At 75.0% G+C, this 22126-nt stretch carries 16 protein-coding genes and 1 pseudogene; 12 read left to right on the top strand and 5 right to left on the bottom strand.

What is annotated here, in order from left to right; genetic code table 11:
- Window positions 1-8: 8 nt before the first annotated feature.
- The 3 genes from ACIPYS_RS36600 to ACIPYS_RS36590 all read left to right on the top strand — a co-directional run bounded on the left by ACIPYS_RS36600 (window position 9) and on the right by ACIPYS_RS36590 (window position 4933).
- The gene (locus ACIPYS_RS36600) at window positions 9-1985 is read left to right on the top strand and encodes a hypothetical protein (protein ID WP_400754430.1); all 1977 of its coding nucleotides are present in this window, start codon (window positions 9-11) and stop codon (window positions 1983-1985) included.
- A gap of 128 nt (window positions 1986-2113) precedes the next feature.
- Window positions 2114-3772 carry a restriction endonuclease gene (locus ACIPYS_RS36595; RefSeq protein ID WP_093860348.1) on the top strand — a complete coding sequence of 553 codons (1659 nt, stop codon included), beginning with the start codon at window positions 2114-2116 and terminating at the stop codon, window positions 3770-3772.
- 354 nt (window positions 3773-4126) lie between these two features.
- Window positions 4127-4933, top strand: coding sequence for a ZIP family metal transporter (locus tag ACIPYS_RS36590; RefSeq protein WP_093864876.1), 807 nt, complete (start codon window positions 4127-4129; stop codon window positions 4931-4933).
- An 83-nt stretch (window positions 4934-5016) separates the two neighbouring features.
- On the opposite strand, the gene ACIPYS_RS36585 is transcribed toward ACIPYS_RS36590, so the two are convergent.
- Window positions 5017-5922: a LysR family transcriptional regulator gene (locus ACIPYS_RS36585; protein ID WP_400754426.1), complete on the bottom strand. Its 906-nt coding sequence runs from the start codon at window positions 5920-5922 to the stop codon at window positions 5017-5019.
- Between the two features lie 111 nt (window positions 5923-6033).
- Here ACIPYS_RS36585 and ACIPYS_RS36580 point away from each other — a divergent pair, with 111 nt between their 5' ends.
- A complete protein-coding gene (locus ACIPYS_RS36580; protein ID WP_400754446.1) occupies window positions 6034-6987 on the top strand; it encodes an EamA family transporter in 954 nt (317 codons plus the stop codon).
- Between the two features lie 76 nt (window positions 6988-7063).
- Here ACIPYS_RS36580 and ACIPYS_RS36575 read toward each other — a convergent pair.
- A pseudogene (locus tag ACIPYS_RS36575) lies at window positions 7064-7333 on the bottom strand (MarR family winged helix-turn-helix transcriptional regulator); the annotation flags it as partial.
- Window positions 7334-7693: 360 nt separating this feature from the next.
- Here ACIPYS_RS36575 and ACIPYS_RS36570 point away from each other — a divergent pair.
- On the top strand, window positions 7694-8032 hold the full coding sequence (locus tag ACIPYS_RS36570) for a DUF2218 domain-containing protein (RefSeq protein WP_093860346.1): 339 nt from the start codon (window positions 7694-7696) through the stop codon (window positions 8030-8032).
- 53 nt (window positions 8033-8085) lie between these two features.
- On the opposite strand, the gene ACIPYS_RS36565 is transcribed toward ACIPYS_RS36570, so the two are convergent.
- Together ACIPYS_RS36565 and gabT are read right to left on the bottom strand one after the other, a co-directional pair.
- Window positions 8086-8739, bottom strand: coding sequence for a phosphatase PAP2 family protein (locus tag ACIPYS_RS36565; RefSeq protein WP_400754422.1), 654 nt, complete (start codon window positions 8737-8739; stop codon window positions 8086-8088).
- Between the two features lie 441 nt (window positions 8740-9180).
- The gene (gabT, locus tag ACIPYS_RS36560; protein WP_093860344.1) at window positions 9181-10536 is read right to left on the bottom strand and encodes a 4-aminobutyrate--2-oxoglutarate transaminase; all 1356 of its coding nucleotides are present in this window, start codon (window positions 10534-10536) and stop codon (window positions 9181-9183) included.
- A 240-nt stretch (window positions 10537-10776) separates the two neighbouring features.
- Between gabT and ACIPYS_RS36555 the strand changes: the two genes are divergently transcribed.
- The 3 genes from ACIPYS_RS36555 (at window position 10777) to ACIPYS_RS36545 (ending at window position 16256) form a co-directional block, all read left to right on the top strand.
- A complete protein-coding gene (locus ACIPYS_RS36555; protein ID WP_400754418.1) occupies window positions 10777-12840 on the top strand; it encodes an ATP-binding protein in 2064 nt (687 codons plus the stop codon).
- A gap of 150 nt (window positions 12841-12990) precedes the next feature.
- The gene (locus tag ACIPYS_RS36550; RefSeq protein ID WP_400754416.1) at window positions 12991-14556 is read left to right on the top strand and encodes a PucR family transcriptional regulator; all 1566 of its coding nucleotides are present in this window, start codon (window positions 12991-12993) and stop codon (window positions 14554-14556) included.
- Window positions 14557-14813: 257 nt separating this feature from the next.
- Entirely contained in the window at window positions 14814-16256 is a 1443-nt protein-coding gene (locus ACIPYS_RS36545; RefSeq protein ID WP_093860341.1) for an aldehyde dehydrogenase family protein, read from the top strand.
- Window positions 16257-16328: 72 nt separating this feature from the next.
- Here the strand turns inward: ACIPYS_RS36545 and ACIPYS_RS36540 are convergent, their stop codons facing one another.
- A complete protein-coding gene (locus tag ACIPYS_RS36540; protein ID WP_400754412.1) occupies window positions 16329-16994 on the bottom strand; it encodes an NAD(P)H-binding protein in 666 nt (221 codons plus the stop codon).
- 129 nt (window positions 16995-17123) lie between these two features.
- On the opposite strand from ACIPYS_RS36540, the gene dxr reads away from it, so the two are divergent.
- The 4 genes from dxr to ACIPYS_RS36520 all read left to right on the top strand — a co-directional run bounded on the left by dxr (window position 17124) and on the right by ACIPYS_RS36520 (window position 22099).
- The gene (gene dxr, locus ACIPYS_RS36535) at window positions 17124-18353 is read left to right on the top strand and encodes a 1-deoxy-D-xylulose-5-phosphate reductoisomerase (RefSeq protein WP_400754409.1); all 1230 of its coding nucleotides are present in this window, start codon (window positions 17124-17126) and stop codon (window positions 18351-18353) included.
- Window positions 18354-18462: 109 nt separating this feature from the next.
- On the top strand, window positions 18463-19767 hold the full coding sequence (locus ACIPYS_RS36530) for an RIP metalloprotease (protein ID WP_093860338.1): 1305 nt from the start codon (window positions 18463-18465) through the stop codon (window positions 19765-19767).
- Window positions 19768-19907: 140 nt separating this feature from the next.
- Window positions 19908-21068: a flavodoxin-dependent (E)-4-hydroxy-3-methylbut-2-enyl-diphosphate synthase gene (gene ispG / locus ACIPYS_RS36525; RefSeq protein ID WP_030397739.1), complete on the top strand. Its 1161-nt coding sequence runs from the start codon at window positions 19908-19910 to the stop codon at window positions 21066-21068.
- A 155-nt stretch (window positions 21069-21223) separates the two neighbouring features.
- On the top strand, window positions 21224-22099 hold the full coding sequence (locus ACIPYS_RS36520) for a GNAT family N-acetyltransferase (protein WP_400754443.1): 876 nt from the start codon (window positions 21224-21226) through the stop codon (window positions 22097-22099).
- Window positions 22100-22126 lie beyond the last annotated feature (27 nt).

Raw genomic sequence — 22126 nt, 5'->3', positions numbered from 1 at the left:
GTATGCGCATGACCTCGGAACGTTCCTCGTCGCCGCCCGCCCGAGCCGGACTCCCCGGCCCCGGAGGCCCTGCGGCGCCCTACCGGATGACCGTCACCACCGCCCTCCCGTACGCCGACGCCCTCGCCCTGGCCGACCAGCACCTCGCCGCCTGGCTGAAACGCGAGGGGTGCGAGGAACCCCCGCCCGCGCTGCTCGGGCCGCCGCCCGCGCCGTCCACCGCGCTGTCGGCCGCGCCGCCCGCCCCGCGCGACCCGGCCGCGCCGCTCCGGGCCGGGGCCGCCTCCCCCTACGCCGAGCGGTTCCGGCTCGGCGACCGGGTCCTGCTGGACCGCGACGGGGGTCCGCTCCCGGCCGGTCCCGGTGGCCCGAGCAGCCCCGGGGAGCCGGCCGGTCCGAGCAGCCCCGGGGAGCCGGCCGGTCCGAGCGGTCCGAGCGGTCCCGGGGGCCGCTACGACCGCCGCCGGGTCCGCACCCCCGCCCCGCACGGCACCGACCACCTGACCCTCACCCTGGCGGCCGGTCCCACCGGCCCGACCTGGCTCCGGCTGGAGGCCGCCACCCGCACCACCGACAGCGCCGTACGGACACCCGGCCGGGTACCGGTCCCCGAACCGGTCCGCACCCTGCTGCCGCTGCTGGACGCCGCCGACGGCCCGGCCGCCGTGCTCGCCGCGCCCCGGATGCTCACCGCGGCCGAGGTCGACGGCCTGGTCGACGAGCTCTGCGACCCGGACCGCCGGATGCCCGCCGTGGTGGCCAGCGTCCCGGCCGGCCTCGACGCCGGAGCATGGCTCGTCGGAACGGTCGCCCCGCTCTGCGAGCACCTGCCGGGACTCGCCACCCTGTACGTCCTGGACGCCGAGGCGCGCACCAGGTTCAACGTCGCCCTGGAGTTCCACGCCGTCTACGGCGGGGCGGTCCGCACCTATCTGCCCGAGGTCGACCCGGCCTCCCGGCGGGACGGCCGCCGGCACCCGGTGCTGGCCCGCCACCGGATCGAGGAGGACCCGCGGCGCGCGGCCGTCCTGCTGTCCCGCGAACCGCGCCGGCTCGCCGCCGAACGGACGGCGCCGGCGACACTGGCGGCCGTGCCCCCGCCGCGGGTGCCGGCCGCGGTGCCCGTGCTCGCGGCTCCGGTGGCCGTCCCCGCCGACCGGACGGACCGGTCGGCCGAGCACGAGCGGGGCACCCGCCCGGGCCACGCCCCGTATCCCGCCCACCCCGCGCGTCACGAGGGCCGCCGGGAGCGCCGTCGCGAGCGGCCCCAGCCGAAGGCCCTCACGGCGGGCGGCCCGCTTCCCGGCCGGACGGCCGGCCCGGCGGCGGGGCGCGGATCCGCCGGCCGGCTCTGCACCGCATCCGGCGCCGGAGCGGTGCCGGCCCCGGCGACGCTGATGCTCCCGGCCCCACCGGCCCCGCCCCGGCCCGCGCTGCCCGTTCCCGCCCGTCGGGCCGGGCGGCGGCGCACCGGACCGGCCGGCGGCCACGGCGGGATCCCGCTCACCTTCACCGAGCTGATGGACCGGCTCGGCGAGTTCCCGCTGCTCACCTTCACCGGCGACCAGAAGGCCGCGCTCGCCCTCGACGAGCTGCGCTGTGCCGGAGGGGGCTGGGCCCGGCTCACCTGGGACGGTCTGACCGCGCTCCAGGAGTACGCCGAGGCGGCGGTCCGCGGCCGGGCGGGCGGCGACTTCAAGCAGTGGTGCGAACGGACCCCGGCCGGCTGCCACCGCTTCCCGCCCCGCAAGGCGGTGCGCGGCGAGTCGCGCACCGTGTACAGCCACGCCAAGTGGAAGCGCGAGCGGATGCTCCCGGTGCCGGAGTGCGTGGACGCGTCCAGACGCGCCTTCATGGGGGCGCACCTGCGGATCGGCGGCGGCCGCACCGCACCCCGGCTGCACTACCTGGACGACTGTTCGGGCAGTGGCCGGATCTATGTCGGCTACATCGGACTGCACCTGACCAACACCCGGACCAACTGAGAGGCTTGGCTGACCGGTGCGCCCGTTCGGTGGACAATGTCCGGAAGCGGGGCGGACCCCCGGTTCGCCGCCGAGGGCTGCCGACCGCCCCGGGCAGGCGCCGGACGAGCATGGGGGAACGACCACCGATGCAGTACTCAGCAGACGGCCAGTCCGACGGTGCTGTCACGGCCCCCCAACCGGGCTTCCTCGCCTCCGTGTTCCGCGACCTCGGGGTGGAGGAGCCGGTCGTGGACGACCCGTCCGGCCGCCCCCCGGACGCCGCGGGCGGGCCGTCGTCCCCGGGGCGGCCGGCCCCCGAACCGCTCGGCGCGGGCGGCGACGAGGAGGTCGCCGCCCACGCCAGGGCGGCCGCGCTCACCCACCACCGCACGCTCACCGTCCAGGCCGAGCACGAGCGGCTGGCCGACCTGCTCCGGCGCTCCGCCCTGCCGGTCTCGGCCATGGACTTCGAGAGCCAGCTGCGCCACTACGAACCGCGCCCCTATCCGGACGGCGCGCCGCCCGCGGCGGCCGGCCCGGACCCGGAGCCGCGCTGGGAGGACTACGCGCCCGCCGAACCGCCGGCGGCCGACCCCGACGGACCCCCGGTCCGCCGACTGCTCGACTCCGACTACCAGCGCGGACTGGCCAAGGCCCGGCTGACCCACCAGCGGGCCCTGCGCGAGTGGCGCACCCGGCAGGCCGAGGCCGACAGCCCCGCCGCCGACGAGTCCCGGCGCGCCCACGACGAGACCGAGCAGGCCCGGGCCCGGGCGGTGCGCGAGTACAACGACTCCCTGGAGGAGTGCCGCCGGGCCTACCGGCAGGCCGAGCCGGCCGCCGTCGAGTCCCTGCTGGAACGGGCCCTCGCCGCCGCCGAGACCAACACCCGGGACCTGCCCGCGCCCTGCCGCGCCGTCTACCGGCCGCTGACCCGCACCGCCGTGCTGGACCTCGACCTGCCGCCGCTGGACGTCGTGCCCTCGCTGACCGGTTACCGGCTCGCCCCGGACGGGGAGGCACTCCCGGTGCCGCGCCCGCCGGCCGACCGGGCCTCCGACTATCTGCGGCTGGTCGCTCGGCTGGCCCTGCGCGCACTGCAGGCCGCCGACGCCGTCGACACCGACGAGATCCTCGCCGGCGTCGTGCTCAACGGCTGGCTGCGCGAGTCCGGCGACGCCGGGCCGCTCTGCCTGGTGAGCGTCGACGCGGACCGCGACGCGCTGGCCCGCACCAGGCTGCTGCCGCCCACCGACCCCGAGGACGAGCCCGACGGGGAGGGTGTCTACGCGGACGCCGAGCAGGACGAGGCACTGGTCCGGCTGCGCCAGCTCGACGCCGCCGTCAGCCCCGACCCGTACGGCCGGGCGGGCGTCGAACCGGCCGCGCGGGCGGCGGCCACCGTCCCGGCGGCGCCGGACCTCTCGGCGAACGAGTTCGCCCAGCTGGTCCGCGAGCTGCTCACCCGGGGCGGGCTCGGGCAGTGGAGCGTACGGCTGCGCGGCCCGGTCGGGCTGGTGGCCACCGGTGAGGGGCCGGTCGGCAGCGCGCTGCCCGGCCGCTGGGTGGTGTGGGCGTCCCGGGGCGAGGGCGCGGTGGGGGAGGAGGAGATCCGGACCCTGGCGGAGGCGGTGCGCGAGGAGTCGGCCGAACGCGGGCTGCGGCTGACCACCGGCCGTTTCACCGACGGGGCGCTCGACCTCACCGCCGAGGACGGGCACCGGCACATCCACCTGGTCGACGGCGACGGCGTCCGCGAGCTGACGCACACCCATCTCGGACTGTCGCTCGCCGCCGGACACTGAGCCGCGCGGGCCCGGACACCGAGCCGCGCGGGCCCGGAGACGGGGCGACCGCGGAGGCGGCCGGGACCGGCCCGCGTCCCGACGGGTTCCGGGAGGCCGGGAATCCACTACGGTGGTCGGCCCGGAGCGGGTACCGTCGGCCGGCCCCGACGGCCTCACCCGTCGGCCTCACCCCGACGGCTTGTCCGGCGGGCGACGGCGCGCGGGGTGTCCGACGCTGGGGGACACGGCCGGCCGGCACCGGCCGAAGGCCGGCCCGGGGACGGGCGGGACACGGGGGAGACGAGTGAACGGACGGACCGTCACGGTGGAGCAGCGGTGACCGCGGTCCTGGTGGCCGCGGGGGCGTTCCTGATGACGCTGATCGGCGGCTGGGTCGCCCAGCGCACCGGCGACCGCCGGCACCTGGTGCTCGGCTTCGCCGCCGGGCTGATGCTCGGGGTGGTCGCCTTCGACCTCCTCCCGGAGGCGCTGCACCAGGCGCCCGAGGAGGTCCACGGGGTGCCGCAGGCGCTGCTGATGTTCGCCGCCGGCTTCCTCACCATCCACATCGTCGAGCGGGCGGTCGCGATCCACCGCGGCCACGAGGAGGAGTACGCCGAGCACAGTCACGGCCAGCACCACAGCCACGGCCGTCCGTCCGAGCAGGGGCGGTCGCCCGACCAGGACCGGGGCCACCACCACGGCCACGCCCACGGTCGCTCCCGGCAGGACGCCGAAAGGCACCAGGGAGTGGGACTGACGGCCGCGATGGCACTGGTCGGCCACAGCGTCATGGACGGCTTCGCGATCGGCGCGGCCTTCCAGGCGGGGACGACGGTCGGCACGGTGGTGGCGATCGCGGTGGTCGCGCACGACTTCGCCGACGGCTTCAACACGTACACGATCACCCGGCTCTACGGGAACAACAAGCGGCGGGCGCTGGCCCTGCTGGCGGCCGACGCGCTGGCGCCGGTCACCGGTGCCGCGATCACCCTGCTGTTCACCATCTCCGAGCACCTGCTCGGGCTGTACCTGGGGTTCTTCGCCGGATTCCTGCTCTATCTGGCGACCTCCGACATCCTCCCCGAGGCACACAGTCCGCACCCCTCGCGCACCACCCTGCTCTGCACGCTCGCCGGGGTCGGCTTCATGTGGCTGGTGATCGGCTTCGCCTCCTGACGGCGGGCCGCGACGGGGTGGGCCGCGACGGGGCGGCCGGACGGGGGCGTCCGCCGGGCGTCGGGCCGGGACGTCCGCCCGGGTCAGTCGCCCCGGGCGTCCCAGCGGGCCCGCATCGCGTCCAGCGCCTCGGTGATCGCCGGCCGCCGCGAGGCCTGGGAGCGCCAGAGCGCGAACACCCGCCGGGCCGGTTCCGGCGCCACCGTCCGGGCCACCACCTCCGGCGGCAGCGTGCCCCGGCCCAGCCTGGGCACCAGCCCGATGCCGAGACCGGCCCCGATCAGGGCGATCTGGGTCTCGAACTCGCCGACCCGGTAGTGCACGTCCGGCTCCTCGCCGGCCTCGCGCAGCGTCCGTACCAGCCAGTCGTGGCAGATGTTGCCCGGCGGCACGCTCGTCCAGCGCTGCCCCCGCAGCCGGCCCACCGGCACCACCGGGAGCTCCGCCAGCGGATGGCCGACCGGCAGCAGCAGATCCACCGGGTCCGGCCCGAGGTCCATCCGGTCGAGCCCCTCCTGCACCGGCAGCGGCACCGTCGGCCAGTCCTGGACGAGCGCCAGGTCGACCTCGCCGCGCGCCACCAGCTCGGCCGCCGGGTACGGGTCGCTCTCCAGCAGCCGCACGTCCAGCTCCGGGCAGCGCTCGCGCAGATCGGCCAGCACCCCCGGCAACAGTCCGCGCGCGCCGGTCGCGAAGGCGGCCACCAGCAGCCGTCCGACCGCCTGGCCGCGCTGCTCCTCCAGGCGCACCTCGGCCCGCTCCACCAGCCCCAGCACCGTCTGCGCCGTATCCGCCAGCTCGCGCGCCGCGTCGGTCAGCACCACGCCCCGGCCCTGCCGCTCCAGCAGCACCGTCCTGGTCTCCCGCTCCAGCTTGGCGATCTGCTGGGAGACGGCGGAGGGCGTGAAACCGAGGGCCGCGGCCGCCCCGCCGACCGAGCCGTGGACGGCCACCGCGTGCAGCGCCCGCAGGCGCCCCAGATCCATCATGCAGCAATGCTAAAGCGTTGCCTTCAGAACTCATCGCTGGTGCTGCACGGTCCCGGCGGCCATCCTCGTGCCATGAGCACCTCCCCGCAGGCCGCCCCGGGCGGCGGCAGCATGAGTCCGCGTCACATCGGCCTGGCCGTCCTGGTGGCCGCCGTCTGGGGCCTCAACTTCGTCCTCATCCACGTCGGGCTGCAGAACTTCCCGCCGCTGCTGTTCTGCGCCCTGCGGTTCGCGGTGGTCGCCGTCCCGGCGATCTTCTTCGTGGGACGGCCGAAGGTCGCCCTGCGCTGGGTGCTCGCGGTCGGGGTGGTGCTCGGTGTGGTCAAGTTCGGCCTGCTCTTCCTGGGCATGCACGCCGGGATGCCGGCCGGCCTCTCCTCGCTGGTGCTCCAGGGACAGGCGGTGTTCACCGCGCTGTTCGCCGGCGCGCTGCTGGGCGAGCGTCCCGGTGCCCAGCGGCTCACCGGACTGGGTGTCGCCTTCGCGGGCATCGGGCTGAGCGCGCTCGACCACGGCCTCGGCGGGCCGCTGGGCGCCTTCGCCCTGGTCGTCCTGGCCGCGGCCGCCTGGGGGCTGTCCAACGTGCTGACCCGCAAGGCCGCCCCGCCGGACGCGCTGCGCTGGATGGTCTGGGTCAGCGCGGTGCCGCCGCTGCCGCTGCTCGGCCTCTCGCTGCTGGTCGAGGGCCCGGCGGCGGACCTGCGCGCGCTGCGCGGGATCGACCTCGCCGGGCTCGGCGCGATCGGCTACGTCGGGCTGGTCTCCACCCTGTTCGGCTTCGTCGCCTGGAGCTACCTGCTGCGCAGCTACGACGCCACCGCGGTGGCGCCCTACTCGCTGCTGGTGCCGGTGTTCGGGATGTCCTCGGCCTGGCTGCTGCTCGGCGAGTCGGTCGGCCCGGTGGCCGCCGTCGCCGCGCTGCTGGTGATCGCCGGGATCGGGATCACCGCGCTGCGCCCGGGGGCGGTGTCCGGCGCGGCGCGGCGGTGGGCGCGACGGTCGCCGCGTAGGCGGCCTCCGCGCTCCGCAGCGCTCGCAGCAGCGCGTCCTGGTCGGCGGGGCTGACCGCGCCGAAGTACTCCTGGGAGACCTCGTAGCGGACCTGGCCGATCCGCTCCACCGCCGAGCGGCCGGCCGGGGTCAGCAGGATCCGCACGGCCCGGCGGTCGGCCGGGTCCGGGGTCCGTTCCACCAGACCGGCCTCCTCCAGCGCGTCGACCACCGTGGTGGCCGAGCGGGGGGCGATGTGCAGCCGGTCGGCCAGGTCGCTGAGGCGCATCGCGCGGTCGGGGAGCTCGCAGCCCGGGGCGTGCGCGAGGGTGCGCAGGGCGCGGCCCTGGCCGGGGGTGATGCCGTAGGGCTCCAGCCGCTCGCTGGTGAGCCGGCGGATCCGTTTGATCGCCCGGGTCATCGCGTCGGCCAGTTCGGCGGCGGTGTCCTGTTCGGTGCTGCCCGGTTCGGTGCCGCCGAGTTCGGTGCCGCCCGGTGCGGTGCCGCCGGGTTCGGTGCCGCCCGGTGCGGGGGTGGCCGGTGCCGCGCTGCCCTGTTCGGCGCTGCCGGGGGTGCCGGGCGTGCCGCTGCCGGGGGAGGAGCCCGCCGCGTCGTCGGTCGGCGTGGTGGTCATGGGCGGCTCTCCTCGGCAGGTGTTCGACCAAGGGTATCGGCCGCTCCGGGGGCGCCCGGAAAAATGTTGAGTAAGACTCAGTATCTGGGTTAGCGTAGGCGACGAGTGAGGGCACCCTAAGTTCCCTCCCCTGATCCTGGAGGGCCCGTGCCCCGCTCCGAAGCCCGCGTCGCCACCGACCGTTCCGCCCGCTACGCCAAGCAGCTCGCCGCCCACATGGGCCGCAAGATCAAGGCCGACTGGTCCGAGGAGACCGGCCACGGCACCCTCGTCTTCGGTGCCGGCACCGCCACGCTGGAGGCCACCCCCGACGCGCTGCTGCTCGCCGTCGAGGGCGAGACCGAGAACCTGCCCGGACTGGAGGACGTCGTCGGCCGCCACCTGGTCCGCTTCGGCGCCCGCGACGAACTGGTCGTCGAGTGGCGCCGCGACAACGGCGAGGCCGGCCACGTCCACCGCAACGACGAGGAGCCGGCCGAGGGCTGATCCCCGGGCGGCGCGGCCCGGCGTCCACGGCCCGGGGCCCGGGGCCCGGAGCCTCAGTGCTCCGGGCGCCTCTGCCGCGCCGACGGGCGGCCGGTGAGCGGCCACCGGGCCAGCGTCCACAGGACCAGGCCGCCCAGGCACCAGCTGGCCACCACGTCCAGCAGCCAGTGGTAGTCGCTCCACACCAGCCCCAGCCCGACGCCCACGGCCAGCAGCGTCGCCGCGGCGGCGAGCGCCCGCCGCCCGCGCGGCGCGGCCGTCCGCGTCAGCAGCAGGGCCGCCACCCCGTACCCGAGCGTGGCGGTCGCGGTGTGGCCGGACGGGTACCAGCCCCACTGGTCCGCCGCCAGCGGCAGCCCGAACGGGCCCGGCCGGGCGAACCAGGCCTTCGCCGGCACCACCAGCAGCGGAATCAGCCCGGCCGTCAGCACCGCCACCGGTACCGGCAGCCACCAGCGCGCGAATCCCGCCCGGAACTCCCGTCCGGCCGCGACCGCCCCGCCCAGCAGCAGCACCGGTACCGCCACCGAACCGCCGCCCAGGTCGGAGAACGCCTTGCCGAGGTGGTTGAGCAGAGTGCTGTGCAGTGCATGCCGGGTCTCCCGGACCGCGTGCCGGGCCCAGTGGTCCAGCTCCAGCAGCGGTCCGTCCACGGCGACCTGCCAGGACACCAGCAGGAGCACCAGGACCAGGAGCGCCGGCACCACCGGCCGGGCCAGGACGCGAGGCAGCCGCCCCGGAGCAGGGGGGAGAGCTCCGGGGCGGCTCTGATGATCGCCGTTCCGTGCGTCCCGGGGGGTGTGGGCCGGACGGTCGGTCGATCGGCTTTCGGTGTGTACCGCCCCCGGGGGGACGGCCTGGTTGTCCTCGCGGCCCTCGCGCGCGGCCGCCCCCTGGGGCGACCTCGCGGACGGCTCCGCCCATGGCTGGGGCTCGCTGTCCATCTGTGATGACACTACGTCAAGGTCCTTGCACGGCCGAGGAGCTTCAGCGATTCCGCACACCATCTTCACCGTCCGCGCCGGAGGTGTCACACCGGGTTCGAAACCCAACGGCCCGCGGGGACGGAGGTCCCCGCGGGCCGTTCGGCGCTGTCCGGACATCCCTCCGGCGGGTCTTCGGGCGCGGCCCCGGGGCCGCGGGCCGGATCAGACGGTGGCGAAGGCGCCCTCGATGATGTCCAGGCCCTCGTTCAGCAGGTGCTCCGGCATGACCAGCGGCGGCAGGAAGCGCAGCACGTTGCCGTAGGTGCCGGCGGTCAGCACGACCAGGCCCTCGGCGTGGCAGGCCTTGGCGATGGCCGCGGTGGCCTCCGGGTTCGGCTCCTTGCCGCCCGGCTTCACCAGCTCGACGGCGATCATCGCGCCGCGGCCGCGGACCTCGCCGACGCGGACCCGGTCGGAGTCGGCGAACTTCTCCTGGATCGCCCGCAGGCGGCCCAGCATGATCTCGCCGATCCGCTGCGCCTTGCCGTTGAGGTCCAGCTCCTTCATGGTCTCGATGGAACCCAGCGCGGCCGCGCAGGCCACCGGGTTGCCGCCGTAGGTACCGCCCAGGCCACCGGCGTGCGCGGCGTCCATGATCTCGGCGCGGCCGGTCACCGCGGCCAGCGGCAGACCGCCGGCGATGCCCTTGGCGGTGGTGATGAGGTCCGGGACGATGCCCTCGTCGTCACAGGCGAACCACTGGCCGGTGCGGCAGAAGCCGGTCTGGATCTCGTCCGCGACGAAGACGATGCCGTTGGCCTTCGCGTACTCGACGATGGCCGGCAGGAAGCCCTTGGCCGGCTCGATGAAGCCGCCCTCGCCCTGGATCGGCTCGATGACGATCGCGGCGACGTTCTCGGCGCCGATCTGCTTGTTGATGTTGTCGATCGCCTGCGCGGCGGCCTCGGCGGCGCAGTTCTCGGCACCGGTCAGCCAGCGGTAGGGGTAGGCCACCGGCACCCGGTGGACCTCGGGGGCGAACGGACCGAAGCCCTGCTTGTACGGCATGTTCTTCGCCGTCATGCCCATGGTGAGGTTGGTGCGGCCGTGGTAGCCGTGGTCGAACACCACGACGGCGGTGCGCTTGGTGTACGCGCGGGCGATCTTCACCGCGTTCTCGACCGCCTCGGCGCCCGAGTTGAACAGCGCGGTGCGCTTGTCGTGGTCGCCCGGGGTCAGCTCGTTGAGCTGCTCGGCGACGGCGACGTAGCCCTCGTACGGGGTCACCATGAAACAGGTGTGCGTGAAGGCGGCAAGCTGCTCGGAGGCCTTGGAGACCACGGCCTCGGCGCTGTTGCCGACGTTGGTCACGGCGATGCCGGAGCCGAAGTCGATCAGCGAGTTGCCGTCCACGTCCTCCAGCACGCCGCCGTTGGCGCGGGACACGTACACCGGCAGGGTGGTGCCGACGCCGGCCGCCACCGCACCCAGCTTGCGGGCCTGCAGCTCCTGCGACTTCGGACCGGGGATCGCGGTGACCAGGCGGCGCTCCTGCGGGAGCGGCGTTGCGGCGCTCATGGGTTTCTCCAGACTTCTCGGCTCGGTAGTTCGCAGGCTACGGGGGCGTTCCCCGGGCAGGCATGCGCCACTCGGTAGCACTGGGCCGTCCGACTTGTCCGGGGCGGCCAGCCCGGGCGGAGCCGTTACCGGGAGGCCCCGCTCCACTACATTGAGCGCGGGCGTGTCGCCGGGGCGGTGGCATGGGTATGGGCGGCACCGACGGCGGTCGGGCCGGCGGGCGAGGGAACGGGGCCGTAGATGGGACTGGACGGGGCACGCAGCCACGACGAGCGGACCACCGCCACCCCCCGCACTCCGATGCCGAACCCGCGCCCCCCGGCCCGGGTGCCCTTCGACCTCGCCGCCTGGGCCTCGGCCCCGCGTCCCGAGGCGGATCCGGGTGTGTTCCGCCAGGAGCACCGGCAGCTCGACCCCGACCGGGCCGAGGCCGCCAAGGTCCCCACCTGGCCGCTGCTGCTGCGGGCGGGGCTGAACGCGGTGGTGGGGTGGCTGGCGTACGTCTACGGCGTCGAGGTGGCCAAGTACGGGACGACGCTCATCGGCGTACTGCCCACACGTTCGGCGTTCGTCGCGATCTCGGTCGTCCTGACCCTCAATGTGCTGGTCGCCGGCATCGTCATCAAGGTCTTCGGCCGGATGGGCCGCTGGCCGGAGGTGTGGCGGAGGTACGCCCTGCCGCTGCTGTCGCGGACGGTCACGGAGGAGGCGCCGGCCACCGAGGAGGAGCAGTCGGAGGCGGCCCGGCAGCGGGATCCGTGGTCGGTGCTCCGGCAGGGCGGGGCCGCCGCCGCGGCCGGGCGGCTGGACGGCGAGGCGGTCGGGGACGTCGACTACGTGCGGATCCGGCGGGCCTGGGAGTCGGCCCAGGCCGATCCGGCCTTCCTGCCGGCCTTCGTCCAGCAGGTGTCGCTGCGCGGCGCCGCCGCGTTCGCGCACCCCTCGGAGGCGCGCGAGCTGCCGGGCCGGGCGGAGCGGCACGACCTGCTGCTGGGCCAGGTGCGGCTCGGCACCGCGCAGGACGTGCCCAAGAACCCGCTGTCCCACCGGGCGGCCGGCTTCGCGCTGGACCCGGTGGTGCTGGGCACCTCGCTGCTGGCGGTGGGCCCGGCCGGGACCGGCAAGACGGCGCGGCTGGCCCGCCCGGTGGCCGAGGCGCTGTGCCTGCAGGCGCTGGCCGGGACGGCGTGCGCGGTGGTGATCGGGGCGGCCGACGCAGACCTGGGGCCGGACGCCTGGTACGACGTGGTGATCGCCCCGGGCGACCCCGCGTCCCGCTACGGGCTCGACCTGTACGGCGCGGCCCAGGACCCGGACGAGGCGGCGGCCCGGCTGGCCGAGGCGCTCCTGCCGGACGAGCTGACGGCACGCGCCGAGACCGCCCGGACGGCCCTGCAGCAGATGGTCGGCCCGTTCCACGCCGCGTTCGGCCGCTACCCGGGCGTGCGCGAGCTGCGGGCGCTGCTCGCCGGTGAGCCGGAGTCGTTGGAGGCCCTGGTGAAGGGGCTGCGGGCGGCGGAGCGGCTGGGCTCCTTCGAGCGCGACCTCGCGCACCGGGAGCACCAGCGCGGCCGGGCGGACGACCCGGGGGCGCTGCTGGCGGACCGGCTGGCGCTGCTGGACCGGCCGGCCTTCGAGGGGGCGTTCACGACCGACGGCACCGGCCGGCCGCCGTTCGCGATGCGGGTGCTGGACCATCCGCTGCGGGTGCGGGTGAAGCTGCCGGAGCGCAGTCACCCGGAGGCGGCGCGGATGCTCTCGCGCCTGCTGGTGGGGCAGTTCGTGCAGGCCGCCGGGTCGCGCGGGGACCGCTCGCTGTTCGCGGGCCTGGTGGTGGACGACGCCTCGGCGGCGCTGGACGCCGGGATCGTGCGCGGTCTGCAGCGGCTGCGCGGGGCGAACGCCGGGGTGGTGCTGCTGCTGCGCACCCTGGTGGACCTGCCGGAGGCGCTGCGGGCGCCGCTGTTCGGGGCGGTGGGCTGCCGGGCGGCGTTCCCGGGCATCGCGCCGTGGGACGGGCGGCTGTTCTCGGAGGCCTGGGGCACCCACCTGGTCCGGGAGACGGCGGTCACGCTGGCCCCGGACACCTCGGGCGGGATCGTGCGGCGGGCCGGGCGGCTGGGGCGCAAGGCGCTGTCGGGGACGACGGCGCAGACGGAGTCGGTGACCACCCGGGAGGTGGAGCGGCTGCGCTGGTCGCCGTCGGACCTGGCGCACGCCCTGCCGGCGGGGCATGCGGTGGTCTCGCTGACGGCGGTGTCGGGGGAGCAGGTGCCGCCGCTGCTGGTGGACCTCCGGGGCTGAGACGGGCCGCCGAAGCTCGCCTTCGAGGTGGATTCGGCAGTGCCGGTTGTCCGGAGCGTCCATAATGAGAGGTAGGGGTTCCCCCTGGACTCCCGGCTCTCTCCCCGCCCGGCCGCAATGGCGCGGTCGCGTCGCTCCCCCGAAGGTGCCATGCCCCCCACACTTGCCTCCGTCGTCCGCAACACCTCGCTCCATCTGACGGTCCTCGCCGGTGCGGACCATTTGGAGCGGCCGGTCCGCTGGGTGCACACCAGTGAGCTGGACGACCCGACGCCCTTCCTCGAAGGTGGCGAGCTGCTGCTCACCACCGGTATCAAGCTGGGCCGCACGGCCGCCCGGCTGCAGGCCTACGTGCACCGGTTGGCCGACGCGGGGGTGGTCGGGCTGGGGCTCGGGGTGGGGCTGTCGCACACGGAGGTGCCGCAGCCGCTGGTGGACGCGGCGGCGCAGCGCGGGCTGCCGTTGCTGCGGGTGCCGGAGCCCACACCGTTCATCGCGATCAGCAAGGTGGTGTCGGCGGCGCTGGCGGCCGAACAGTACGAGGCGGTGACGACCAGCTTCGAGGCGCAGGAGGAGCTGACCCGGGCCGCGCTGGGCAAGGACGGCACGACGGCGGTGGTGCGCCGGCTGGCGGCCCGGCTGGGTGGTTGGGCGGCGCTGTACGACGGTTCGGGCGCGCTCTCGGTGGTGGCGCCGGACTGGGCGGCGCGGCGGGCGGGGCGGCTGGCGGCGGAGGTGGACCGGCTGCGGCGGCGTCCGGCGCCGTCGAGTGCCGCGCTGCAGGGCCGGGCGCCGGGGATAGACACGGCGGACGAGGACTACGTGGTGGTCCAGTCGCTGGGGGCGGACCGGCGGGCGCGCGGGTTCCTGGCGGTGGGCACCGAGGACCGGATCACGCCGACCGAGCGCTATGTGCTGAACGCGGCGGTGGCGCTGCTGACGCTGACCCTGGAGCGGTCGCGGGAGCTGCGGCAGGCCGAGGAGCGGATGGGCGCGGCGCTGCTGCGGATGGTGCTGGCCGGTGAGGTGGCGACGGCGCGGCAGGTGGCGGCGGGCCTGTTCGGCGGGCTGCCGGAGGGCACGGTCCGGGTGCTGGTGGCCGGGGCGGGCCAGGGGGTGGACGCCGGGGAGTCGCTGGGCGAGCTGGGCGACCGGGCCGAGCAGGCGGGTTCCCGGGTCGGCGAGAAGCTGCTGGTGGCGCGGGAGGAAGGCACGCACGGGCCGCGGCTGATGGTGCTGGCGCTGGACAACGGCGCGGTGCACCGGGCGTGCCTGGGCGTGGTGGAGGAGCACGAGGGCCTCTCGCTGGGCATCTCGGCGCCGGCCGCGCTGGAGGACGCCGGGACGGCGCACGCGCAGGCGGAGCGGGCGCTGGCGGTGGCGCTGCGCGGTGGGCGCCGCTCGGTGGACCACGAGGAGGTCGGTGCGGGCTCGTTGCTGCCGCTGCTCGGGGAGGACGCCGTGACGGCCTTCGCCGAGGGGCTGCTGCGACCGTTGCGGGAGCACGACCGGACGGCGCGCGGGGATCTGGTGGCCTCGCTGCGGGCGTGGCTGTCGCGGCACGGGCAGTGGGACGCGGCGGCGGCCGATCTCGGGGTGCACCGGCATACCCTGCGGTACCGGATGCGGCGGGTCGAGGAGCTGCTGGGGCGGTCGCTGGACGACACGGACGTCCGGATGGAGCTCTGGCTCGCGCTGCGCTCGGGCGAGGAGTAGGCCCGGCCCTGCCGCCCTGCCGCCCTGCCGCCCTGCCGTCCTGCGGCTCTCCCGTCCTGCCGCCCTCGGCCCAACTGCTCTGCCGCTCTCCCTCCGTCCCGCCCTTTCGCCCCTTCGTCCGGCTGGACGCGGTGGAGTGGCCGCGCGGGCGAACGCTACTCCGTGTCCAACCCGGTCGGTGCGCCGCCCGCCCTACCCTCGATTGCGGCTCCACCTCCGTGGGGTCCTGACGACGACGAGGAGAGGCCGGTACCACGGTGACCACCACGTACGATTTCTGGCTGGCCGGCCGCCGGGCGAGCGGCGATGCCGACTTCGAGGTGCACAACAGCTGGGACGGCCGCCTGGTCGGCAAGGTGAGCATCCCCACCGAGGCGCAGGTCGAGGAGGCCCTGGAGGCCGCCGTCGCCGCGCTGCCGGTGTTCGCCGCGACCCCGGCGCACGTGCGTTCCGCCGCCCTGGACCACGTGGCCCGGCGGCTGGCCGAGCGCACCGAGGAGATCGCCCGACTGATCACCGCGGAGAACGGCAAGCCGATCAAGTGGGCCCGCGGCGAGGTCGGCCGTGCCGTCTCGGTGTTCCGCTGGGCCGCCGAGGAGGCCCGCCGGACCAACGGCGAGACCATGCGGCTGGACACCGACCCGGGCGGCGTGGGCCGTTTCGCGCTGGTGCGCCGCTTCCCGCGCGGCGTGGTGCTGGGCATCGCCCCGTTCAACTTCCCGCTGAACCTGGTCGCCCACAAGGTCGCCCCGGCGATCGCGGTCGGCGCGCCGATCATCCTCAAGCCGGCTCCGGCGACCCCGCTGTCGGCCATGGTGCTGGGCGAGATCCTGGCCGAGACCGACCTGCCTGCCGGTTCCTGGAGCGTCCTGCCGGTCCCGAACGACCGGATGCCGGCCCTGGTGCAGGACCCGCGGCTGCCGGTGATCTCCTTCACCGGTTCGGACAAGGTCGGCTACCAGATCATGGACTCGGTGCCGCGCAAGCACACCACCCTGGAGTTGGGCGGCAACGCCGCGGCCGTGGTGCTCGCCGACTGGTCCTCCGAGGCGGACCTGGACTGGGCGGCCACCCGGATCGCGATGTTCGCCAACTACCAGGGCGGCCAGTCCTGCATCTCGGTGCAGCGGGTGATCGCCGACGCCTCGGTCTACGACGCGCTGCTGGAGAAGGTCGTCGCCAAGGTGGGCGACCAGGTCACCGGTGACCCGAACGACGACGCCACGGACGTCGGCCCGCTGGTCGACGAGAACGCGGCGAAGCGGGTCGAGGCCTGGGTGGACGACGCGGTCGCCAAGGGCGCGAAGCTGCTCGCCGGCGGCACCCGCGAGGGCGCGACCTACGCCCCGACCGTGCTGGCCGAGCTGCCGGCGGACGCGATCCTGGCCACCTGCGAGGTGTTCGGCCCGGTGCTGTCGCTGCACCGGGTGGACGGTGTGGACGAGGCCTTCGCCGCCGTCAACGACTCGCCGTTCGGCCTGCAGGCGGGCGTGTTCACGCACGACCTGCAGACTGCCTTCCGGGCCCACCGGGAGCTGGAGGTCGGCGGCGTGATCATCGGCGACGCGCCGTCCTACCGCGCCGACCAGATGCCGTACGGCGGCGTCAAGGACTCCGGCGTCGGCCGTGAGGGCGTCAAGTACGCGATGGACGACTACACCGTCGAGAAGGTCATGGTCCTCAGCGGCCTGGACCTCTGAGACACCTGCTGACGAAGGGCCCGGCCGCCGCGCGGTCGGGCCCTTCGGCGTACCCGGGGTGCCGGGGGGCGCTCAGTCGCGCCCGGCGACGGCCGCGACGGCCTCGGCGACGGTGGCGTCGCCGGTGACCAGGTCCAGGGTCTTCCCGGCGGTGCCGGGTTCGTGCAGCAGCGCGGCCAGCACGGCGGCGACGTCCTGCCGGTCCACGGCGCCGCGCGGGAGGCCGGGTGCGAGCCGGACCAGCCCGGTGCCGGGTCCGTCGGTGAGGCGGCCGGGGCGCAGCACCGTCCAGTCCAGGCCGGGGCGGGCCCGGACGGCGTCGTCGGCGGCGCCCTTGGCCCGCAGATAGGTCTGGAAGCCCTCGTCGGCGGGGTACTCGGCCCGGGCGTCGGCGCCCATCGAGGAGACGATCAGGTAGCGGCGGACACCGGCGAGTTCGGCGGCGTCGGCGAGCAGGACGGCGGCGTCCCGGTCGACGGTGAGCTTGCGGGCGGCGCCGCTGCCCGGTCCGGCGCCGGCGGCGAACACCACGGCGTCGGCGCCGGCGAGCAGCCGGGCGAGTTCCGGCGCGGTGGCGGCCTCCAGGTCGAGCAGCAGCGGTTCGGCGCCGGCGGCGACGAGGTCCTCGGCGTGTTCGGGGCGGCGGACGATTCCGGCGGGCCGGTCGCCCCGGTCGGCGAGCAGCCGTTCCAGTCGGAGGGCGATCTGTCCGTGGCCCCCGGCGATGACGATGCGCATGGCTCCGACGGTAGCCCGGGGCGGGGGCGCCGTCCTGGGGAAGCGGTGCGGTGGGTCCGGGGAAGCGGCGCGGTGGATCGGGGGAACCCGTGGTGCGGGGGAGGGGGCCGGGCAGGCCACAATGGGCGCATGACTTCGCTCGCCCACCCGCAGCTGCGGTTCACCCCCGAGGTGACCGACCCCTCCGGCCCCCGGGAGCTGGTGATCCTCGGCTCCACCGGTTCGATCGGCACCCAGGCCGTCGACGTGGTGCTCCGCAATCCCGACCGGTTCCGGGTGGTGGCCCTGTCGGCCGCCGGCGGCCGGGTCGAGCTGCTCGCCGAGCAGGCGGTCCGGCTGGGCGTGCGCGCCGTGGCGGTGGCCGATCCGGCGGCCGAGCCGGCGCTGCGCGAGGCGCTGGCGGCGAAGGCCGCGGGCGGTCCGCTGCCGACCGTGCTGGCGGGTCCGGACGCGGCGACCGAGCTGGCGGCGACGGAGTGCCACTCGGTGCTGAACGGCATCACCGGGTCGATCGGGCTGGGCCCGACGCTGGCGGCGCTGCGGGCGGGCCGGGTGCTGGTGCTGGCCAACAAGGAGTCGCTGATCGTCGGCGGCCCGCTGGTGAAGGCGGTGGCGCGGCCGGGGCAGATCGTCCCGGTGGACTCCGAGCACGCCGCGCTGTTCCAGGCGCTGGCCGGTGGCACCCGGGCCGAGGTCCGCAAGCTGGTGGTGACCGCCAGCGGCGGCCCGTTCCGCGGCCGCGGCCGGGCGGAGCTGGCCGGGGTGACCCCCGCCGACGCGCTGGCGCACCCGACCTGGGCGATGGGACCGGTCGTCACGATCAACTCGGCCACCCTGGTGAACAAGGGCCTGGAGGTGATCGAGGCGCACCTGCTCTACGACGTGCCGTTCGACCGGATCGAGGTCGTGGTCCATCCGCAGTCGGTCGTGCACTCGATGGTGGAGTTCACGGACGGTTCGACGCTGGCGCAGGCGAGTCCGCCGGACATGCGGATGCCGATCGCGCTCGGCCTGGGCTGGCCGGACCGGGTCCCGGACGCGGCTCCGGGCTGCGACTGGACGAAGGCCGCGACCTGGGAGTTCTTCCCGCTGGACGACGAGGCCTTCCCGGCAGTCGAGCTGGCCCGCGAGGTCGGCACCCTGGGCGGAACCTGCCCGGCCGTGTTCAACGCCGCGAACGAGGAGTGCGTGGAGGCCTTCCTGAAGGGCCGCCTCGCCTTCACCGGGATCGTGGACACTGTGGCGAAGGTCGTCGCCGAGCACGGTGCGCCGGCCGGGGGAACTTCGCTGACGGTGGAGGACGTCCTGCACGCGGAGGACTGGGCGCGCGCCCGGGCCCGCGAGCTGGCGGCGGGCTGACGGTCCGCCCGCACGGGCGGTACCACCGGGGCGGGGCCGTCCGGACGGCCCCGCCCGGAGGACCGGTACGACGACAGGACGATCGGAGCGGAATGACGGAGGCGCAGCGGTGGCAACGGTGATGACGGTGGTCGGCATCCTGGTCTTCGTACTGGGACTGCTCTTCTCGATCGCCTGGCACGAGCTCGGCCACCTCTCCACGGCCAAGCTGTTCGGCATTCGGGTGCCGCAGTACATGGTCGGCTTCGGGCCGACGGTCTGGTCGCGGAAGAAGGGCGAGACCGAGTACGGCCTCAAGGCGGTCCCCCTGGGCGGGTACATCCGGATGATCGGGATGTTCCCGCCCGGTGCGGACGGGCGGATCACCCAGCGCTCGACCTCGCCCTGGCGGTCCATGATCGAGGACGCCCGGGAGGCCTCCTACGAGGAGGTGAAGGAGGGCGACGAGTCCCGGCTGTTCTACACGCGCAAGCCGTGGAAGCGCGTGATCGTCATGTTCGCCGGGCCGTTCATGAACCTGCTGCTCTCGTTCGGGCTCTTCCTGACCGTGATGATGGGCTTCGGCGTCTCGATGGCGGTGCCGACCATCGGCACCGTCTCGGAGTGCGTGGTCAAGGCCGGACAGGCGACCGACACCTGCCCGGCGGACGCCCCGGCGGCGCCCGCCTTCCAGGCCGGGCTGAAGCCGGGCGACCGGGTGGTGTCCTTCGACGGCGACCGGATCGGCAGCTACGAGCAGCTCCAGGGCGACATCCGGAAGTCGGCCGGCAAGCGGGTCGAGCTGGTGGTCGAGCGCGACGGGCAGCGGGTGACCCTCGAGCCGACGATCGCCGTCAACGACGTGCAGAAGTACGACGCCGAGGGCCTGCCGGTCAAGGGCGAGACGGTGCGGGCCGGCTTCCTCGGCTTCACCCCGACCACGGGCGTGGTCCGGCTCGGCCTCGGCCAGTCCGTCGACCGGATGTACGACATGGCGGAGAACGGCGTGGAGTCGCTGGCCGCGTTGCCCGGCAAGATCCCCGGACTGTGGCACTCGGTGGTCGACGGCACCCCGCGCGAGATGGACTCCCCGATCGGCATGGTCGGCGCGGCCAGGGTGAGCGGCGAGGTGTTCTCGCTGGACATCCCCGGCAGCCAGCGGGTCGCCTACTTCGTGAACCTGCTCGCCGGGATCAACCTCTCGCTGTTCCTGTTCAACATGCTGCCGCTGCTGCCGCTGGACGGCGGCCACATCGCGGGCGCGGTCTGGGAGTCGGTCCGCCGCCGGTTCGCACGCCTGTTCCGCCGCCCCGACCCCGGTCCGTTCGACGTGGCCCGGCTGATGCCGCTCGCGTACGTGGTGGCCAGCGTCTTCATCGGCTTCACCCTGCTGGTGCTGGTCGCCGACCTGGTCAACCCGGTCAAGATCAGTTAGAGCGACCGGCCGGTGGGTGCGCGGGCGCCCGTTCCCGTGCCGTACCGTTGGAACCCGGGCGCGCGATCGTCGGCGCGCCCGGGTTCGGTCGTCCCAGCGGCCGGGCCGACCACACATCGACCCCGGGGAACCCTGCGCACATGACCGCGATCTCGCTCGGTATTCCGTCCCTGCCGCTCAAGCCGCTCGCCAAGCGCCGGGTCTCCCGTCAGATCATGGTCGGCAACGTGCCGGTCGGCGGCGACGCCCCCGTCTCGGTGCAGTCCATGACCACCACGCTGACCTCGGACATCAACGCCACCCTGCAGCAGATCGCGGAACTCACCGCCTCCGGCTGCCAGATCGTGCGGGTCGCCGTCCCCTCCCAGGACGACGCGGACGCGCTGCCGATCATCGCGAAGAAGTCGCAGATCCCGGTGATCGCCGACATCCACTTCCAGCCGAAGTACGTCTTCGCCGCGATCGACGCCGGCTGCGCCGCGGTCCGGGTCAACCCGGGCAACATCAAGGCGTTCGACGACAAGGTCGGCGAGATCGCCAAGGCCGCCAAGGGCGCCGGGGTGCCGATCCGGATCGGCGTCAACGCCGGTTCGCTCGACAAGCGACTGCTGGAGAAGTACGGCCGGGCCACCCCCGAGGCGCTGGTGGAGTCCGCGCTGTGGGAGTGCTCGCTGTTCGAGGAGCACGACTTCCGCGACATCAAGATCTCGGTCAAGCACAACGACCCGGTCGTGATGATCAACGCCTACCGCCAGCTCGCCGCCGCCTGCGACTACCCGCTGCACCTCGGCGTCACCGAGGCCGGCCCCGCCTTCCAGGGCACCATCAAGTCCGCGGTCGCCTTCGGCGCGCTGCTGGCCGAGGGCATCGGCGACACCATCCGGGTCTCGCTGAGCGCCCCGCCGGCCGAGGAGATCAAGGTCGGCAACCAGATCCTGGAGTCGCTCGGCCTGCGCCAGCGCGGTCTGGAGATCGTCTCCTGCCCGTCCTGCGGCCGCGCCCAGGTGGACGTCTACAAGCTCGCCGAGGAGGTCACGGCCGGCCTGGAGGGCATGAACGTGCCGCTGCGCGTCGCGGTCATGGGCTGCGTCGTCAACGGCCCGGGCGAGGCCCGCGAGGCCGACCTCGGGGTCGCCTCCGGCAACGGCAAGGGTCAGATCTTCGTCAAGGGCGAGGTCATCAAGACCGTCCCCGAGTCCAAGATCGTGGAGACCCTGATCGAGGAGGCGTTCAAGATCGCCGAGCAGATGGAGTCGGAGGGCGTCGAGTCCGGCGCGCCGACCGTCACCGCCGGCGAGTGACCCACCCCGGTGTCGGGTAGGTCCGCGCTGTTCTTCCGGAAGCGGGGCCGTCCGTGCGCGGACGGCCCCGCGGCCGTGCCCGGGTGGGGGCAGGGAGTAGGGTGCGGCCACCGTCGTCTCAGTAAGGTGCTGTCTCGATGCTCGATCGAGGTGTGATGCTCCCCAGCTCGTTCCAGGCCGCCCGTGCCCTGGCGACCACCCGCGTGCTGGAACCGCCGGACCTCGCCGACGCCCTCGCCGTGCTCCACCGCGACCCCGTCGCGAACGCCTTCGTGGCCACCCGGGTGGAGGCCGTCGGCCTCGACCCCTGGCGGCTCGGCGGCGAGATGTGGGGCTGGTACGACGAGCACGGCGAACTCGACGCGCTCTGCTACGCCGGCGCCAACCTCGTCCTGGTGGACGCCGGTCCGCAGGCCGTCCAGGCCTTCGCCGAACGCGCCCGCCGACAGGGGCGCCGCTGCTCCTCCATCGTGGGCCCGGCCGGGCCCACGTCGGCCCTGTGGGCGCTGCTGGAGCGCAGCTGGGGGCCCGCCCGCGAGGTCAGGGCGCACCAGCCGCTGCTCGCCACCACGGTGCCGTCCGCCGAGATCGCCCCGGACCCCGGGGTGCGGCGGGTGCGGCGGGACGAGGTCGACATCCTGATGCCGGCCTGCGTGGCGATGTTCACCGAGGAGGTCGGGGTCTCCCCGCTGGCCGGTGACGGCGGGCTGCTGTACCAGGCCCGGGTCGCCGAACTCGTCACCACCGGAAGGTCGTTCGCCCGCTTCGGCGAGGACGGCGAGGTCGTGTTCAAGGCCGAGATCGGGGCCGTCACCGAGGGCGCCTGCCAGATCCAGGGGGTCTGGGTCGCGCCCGGGCACCGGGGGCAGGGCATCTCCGAGACCGGGATGGCCGCGGTGCTGGAGGTCGCGCTGCGCGAGGTCGCGCCGGTGGTCTCGCTGTACGTCAACGACTACAACCTGCGGGCGCGGGCCTCCTACCGGCGGGTGGGGTTCCGGGAGGTCGGGGCGTTCATGAGCGTGCTGTTCTGACGCCGGACCGGCAGCCGGGCGCCGGGT

Source organism: Kitasatospora sp. NPDC089913 (assembly GCF_044748625.1).
GTDB lineage: Bacteria > Actinomycetota > Actinomycetes > Streptomycetales > Streptomycetaceae > Kitasatospora.
The sequence above is the reverse complement of the archived record's forward strand: the minus strand, read 5'-3'. Positions and strand labels throughout refer to the sequence as shown.

What these genes read in the sequence shown, in the direction of transcription:
- dxr (WP_400754409.1), top strand. Translation starts at nt 17,124, where the DNA reads ATGACTTCGCTCGCCCACCCGCAGCTGCGGTTCACCCCCGAGGTGACC.
- ACIPYS_RS36580 (WP_400754446.1), top strand. Translation starts at nt 6,034, where the DNA reads ATGAGTCCGCGTCACATCGGCCTGGCCGTCCTGGTGGCCGCCGTCTGG.
- ACIPYS_RS36540 (WP_400754412.1), bottom strand. Translation starts at nt 16,994, where the DNA reads ATGCGCATCGTCATCGCCGGGGGCCACGGACAGATCGCCCTCCGACTG.
- ACIPYS_RS36550 (WP_400754416.1), top strand. Translation starts at nt 12,991, where the DNA reads ATGCCCCCCACACTTGCCTCCGTCGTCCGCAACACCTCGCTCCATCTG.
- ACIPYS_RS36555 (WP_400754418.1), top strand. Translation starts at nt 10,777, where the DNA reads ATGGGACTGGACGGGGCACGCAGCCACGACGAGCGGACCACCGCCACC.
- ispG (WP_030397739.1), top strand. Translation starts at nt 19,908, where the DNA reads ATGACCGCGATCTCGCTCGGTATTCCGTCCCTGCCGCTCAAGCCGCTC.
- ACIPYS_RS36600 (WP_400754430.1), top strand. Translation starts at nt 9, where the DNA reads ATGACCTCGGAACGTTCCTCGTCGCCGCCCGCCCGAGCCGGACTCCCC.
- ACIPYS_RS36595 (WP_093860348.1), top strand. Translation starts at nt 2,114, where the DNA reads ATGCAGTACTCAGCAGACGGCCAGTCCGACGGTGCTGTCACGGCCCCC.
- gabT (WP_093860344.1), bottom strand. Translation starts at nt 10,536, where the DNA reads ATGAGCGCCGCAACGCCGCTCCCGCAGGAGCGCCGCCTGGTCACCGCG.
- ACIPYS_RS36520 (WP_400754443.1), top strand. Translation starts at nt 21,224, where the DNA reads ATGCTCCCCAGCTCGTTCCAGGCCGCCCGTGCCCTGGCGACCACCCGC.
- ACIPYS_RS36585 (WP_400754426.1), bottom strand. Translation starts at nt 5,922, where the DNA reads ATGATGGATCTGGGGCGCCTGCGGGCGCTGCACGCGGTGGCCGTCCAC.
- ACIPYS_RS36590 (WP_093864876.1), top strand. Translation starts at nt 4,127, where the DNA reads ATGACGCTGATCGGCGGCTGGGTCGCCCAGCGCACCGGCGACCGCCGG.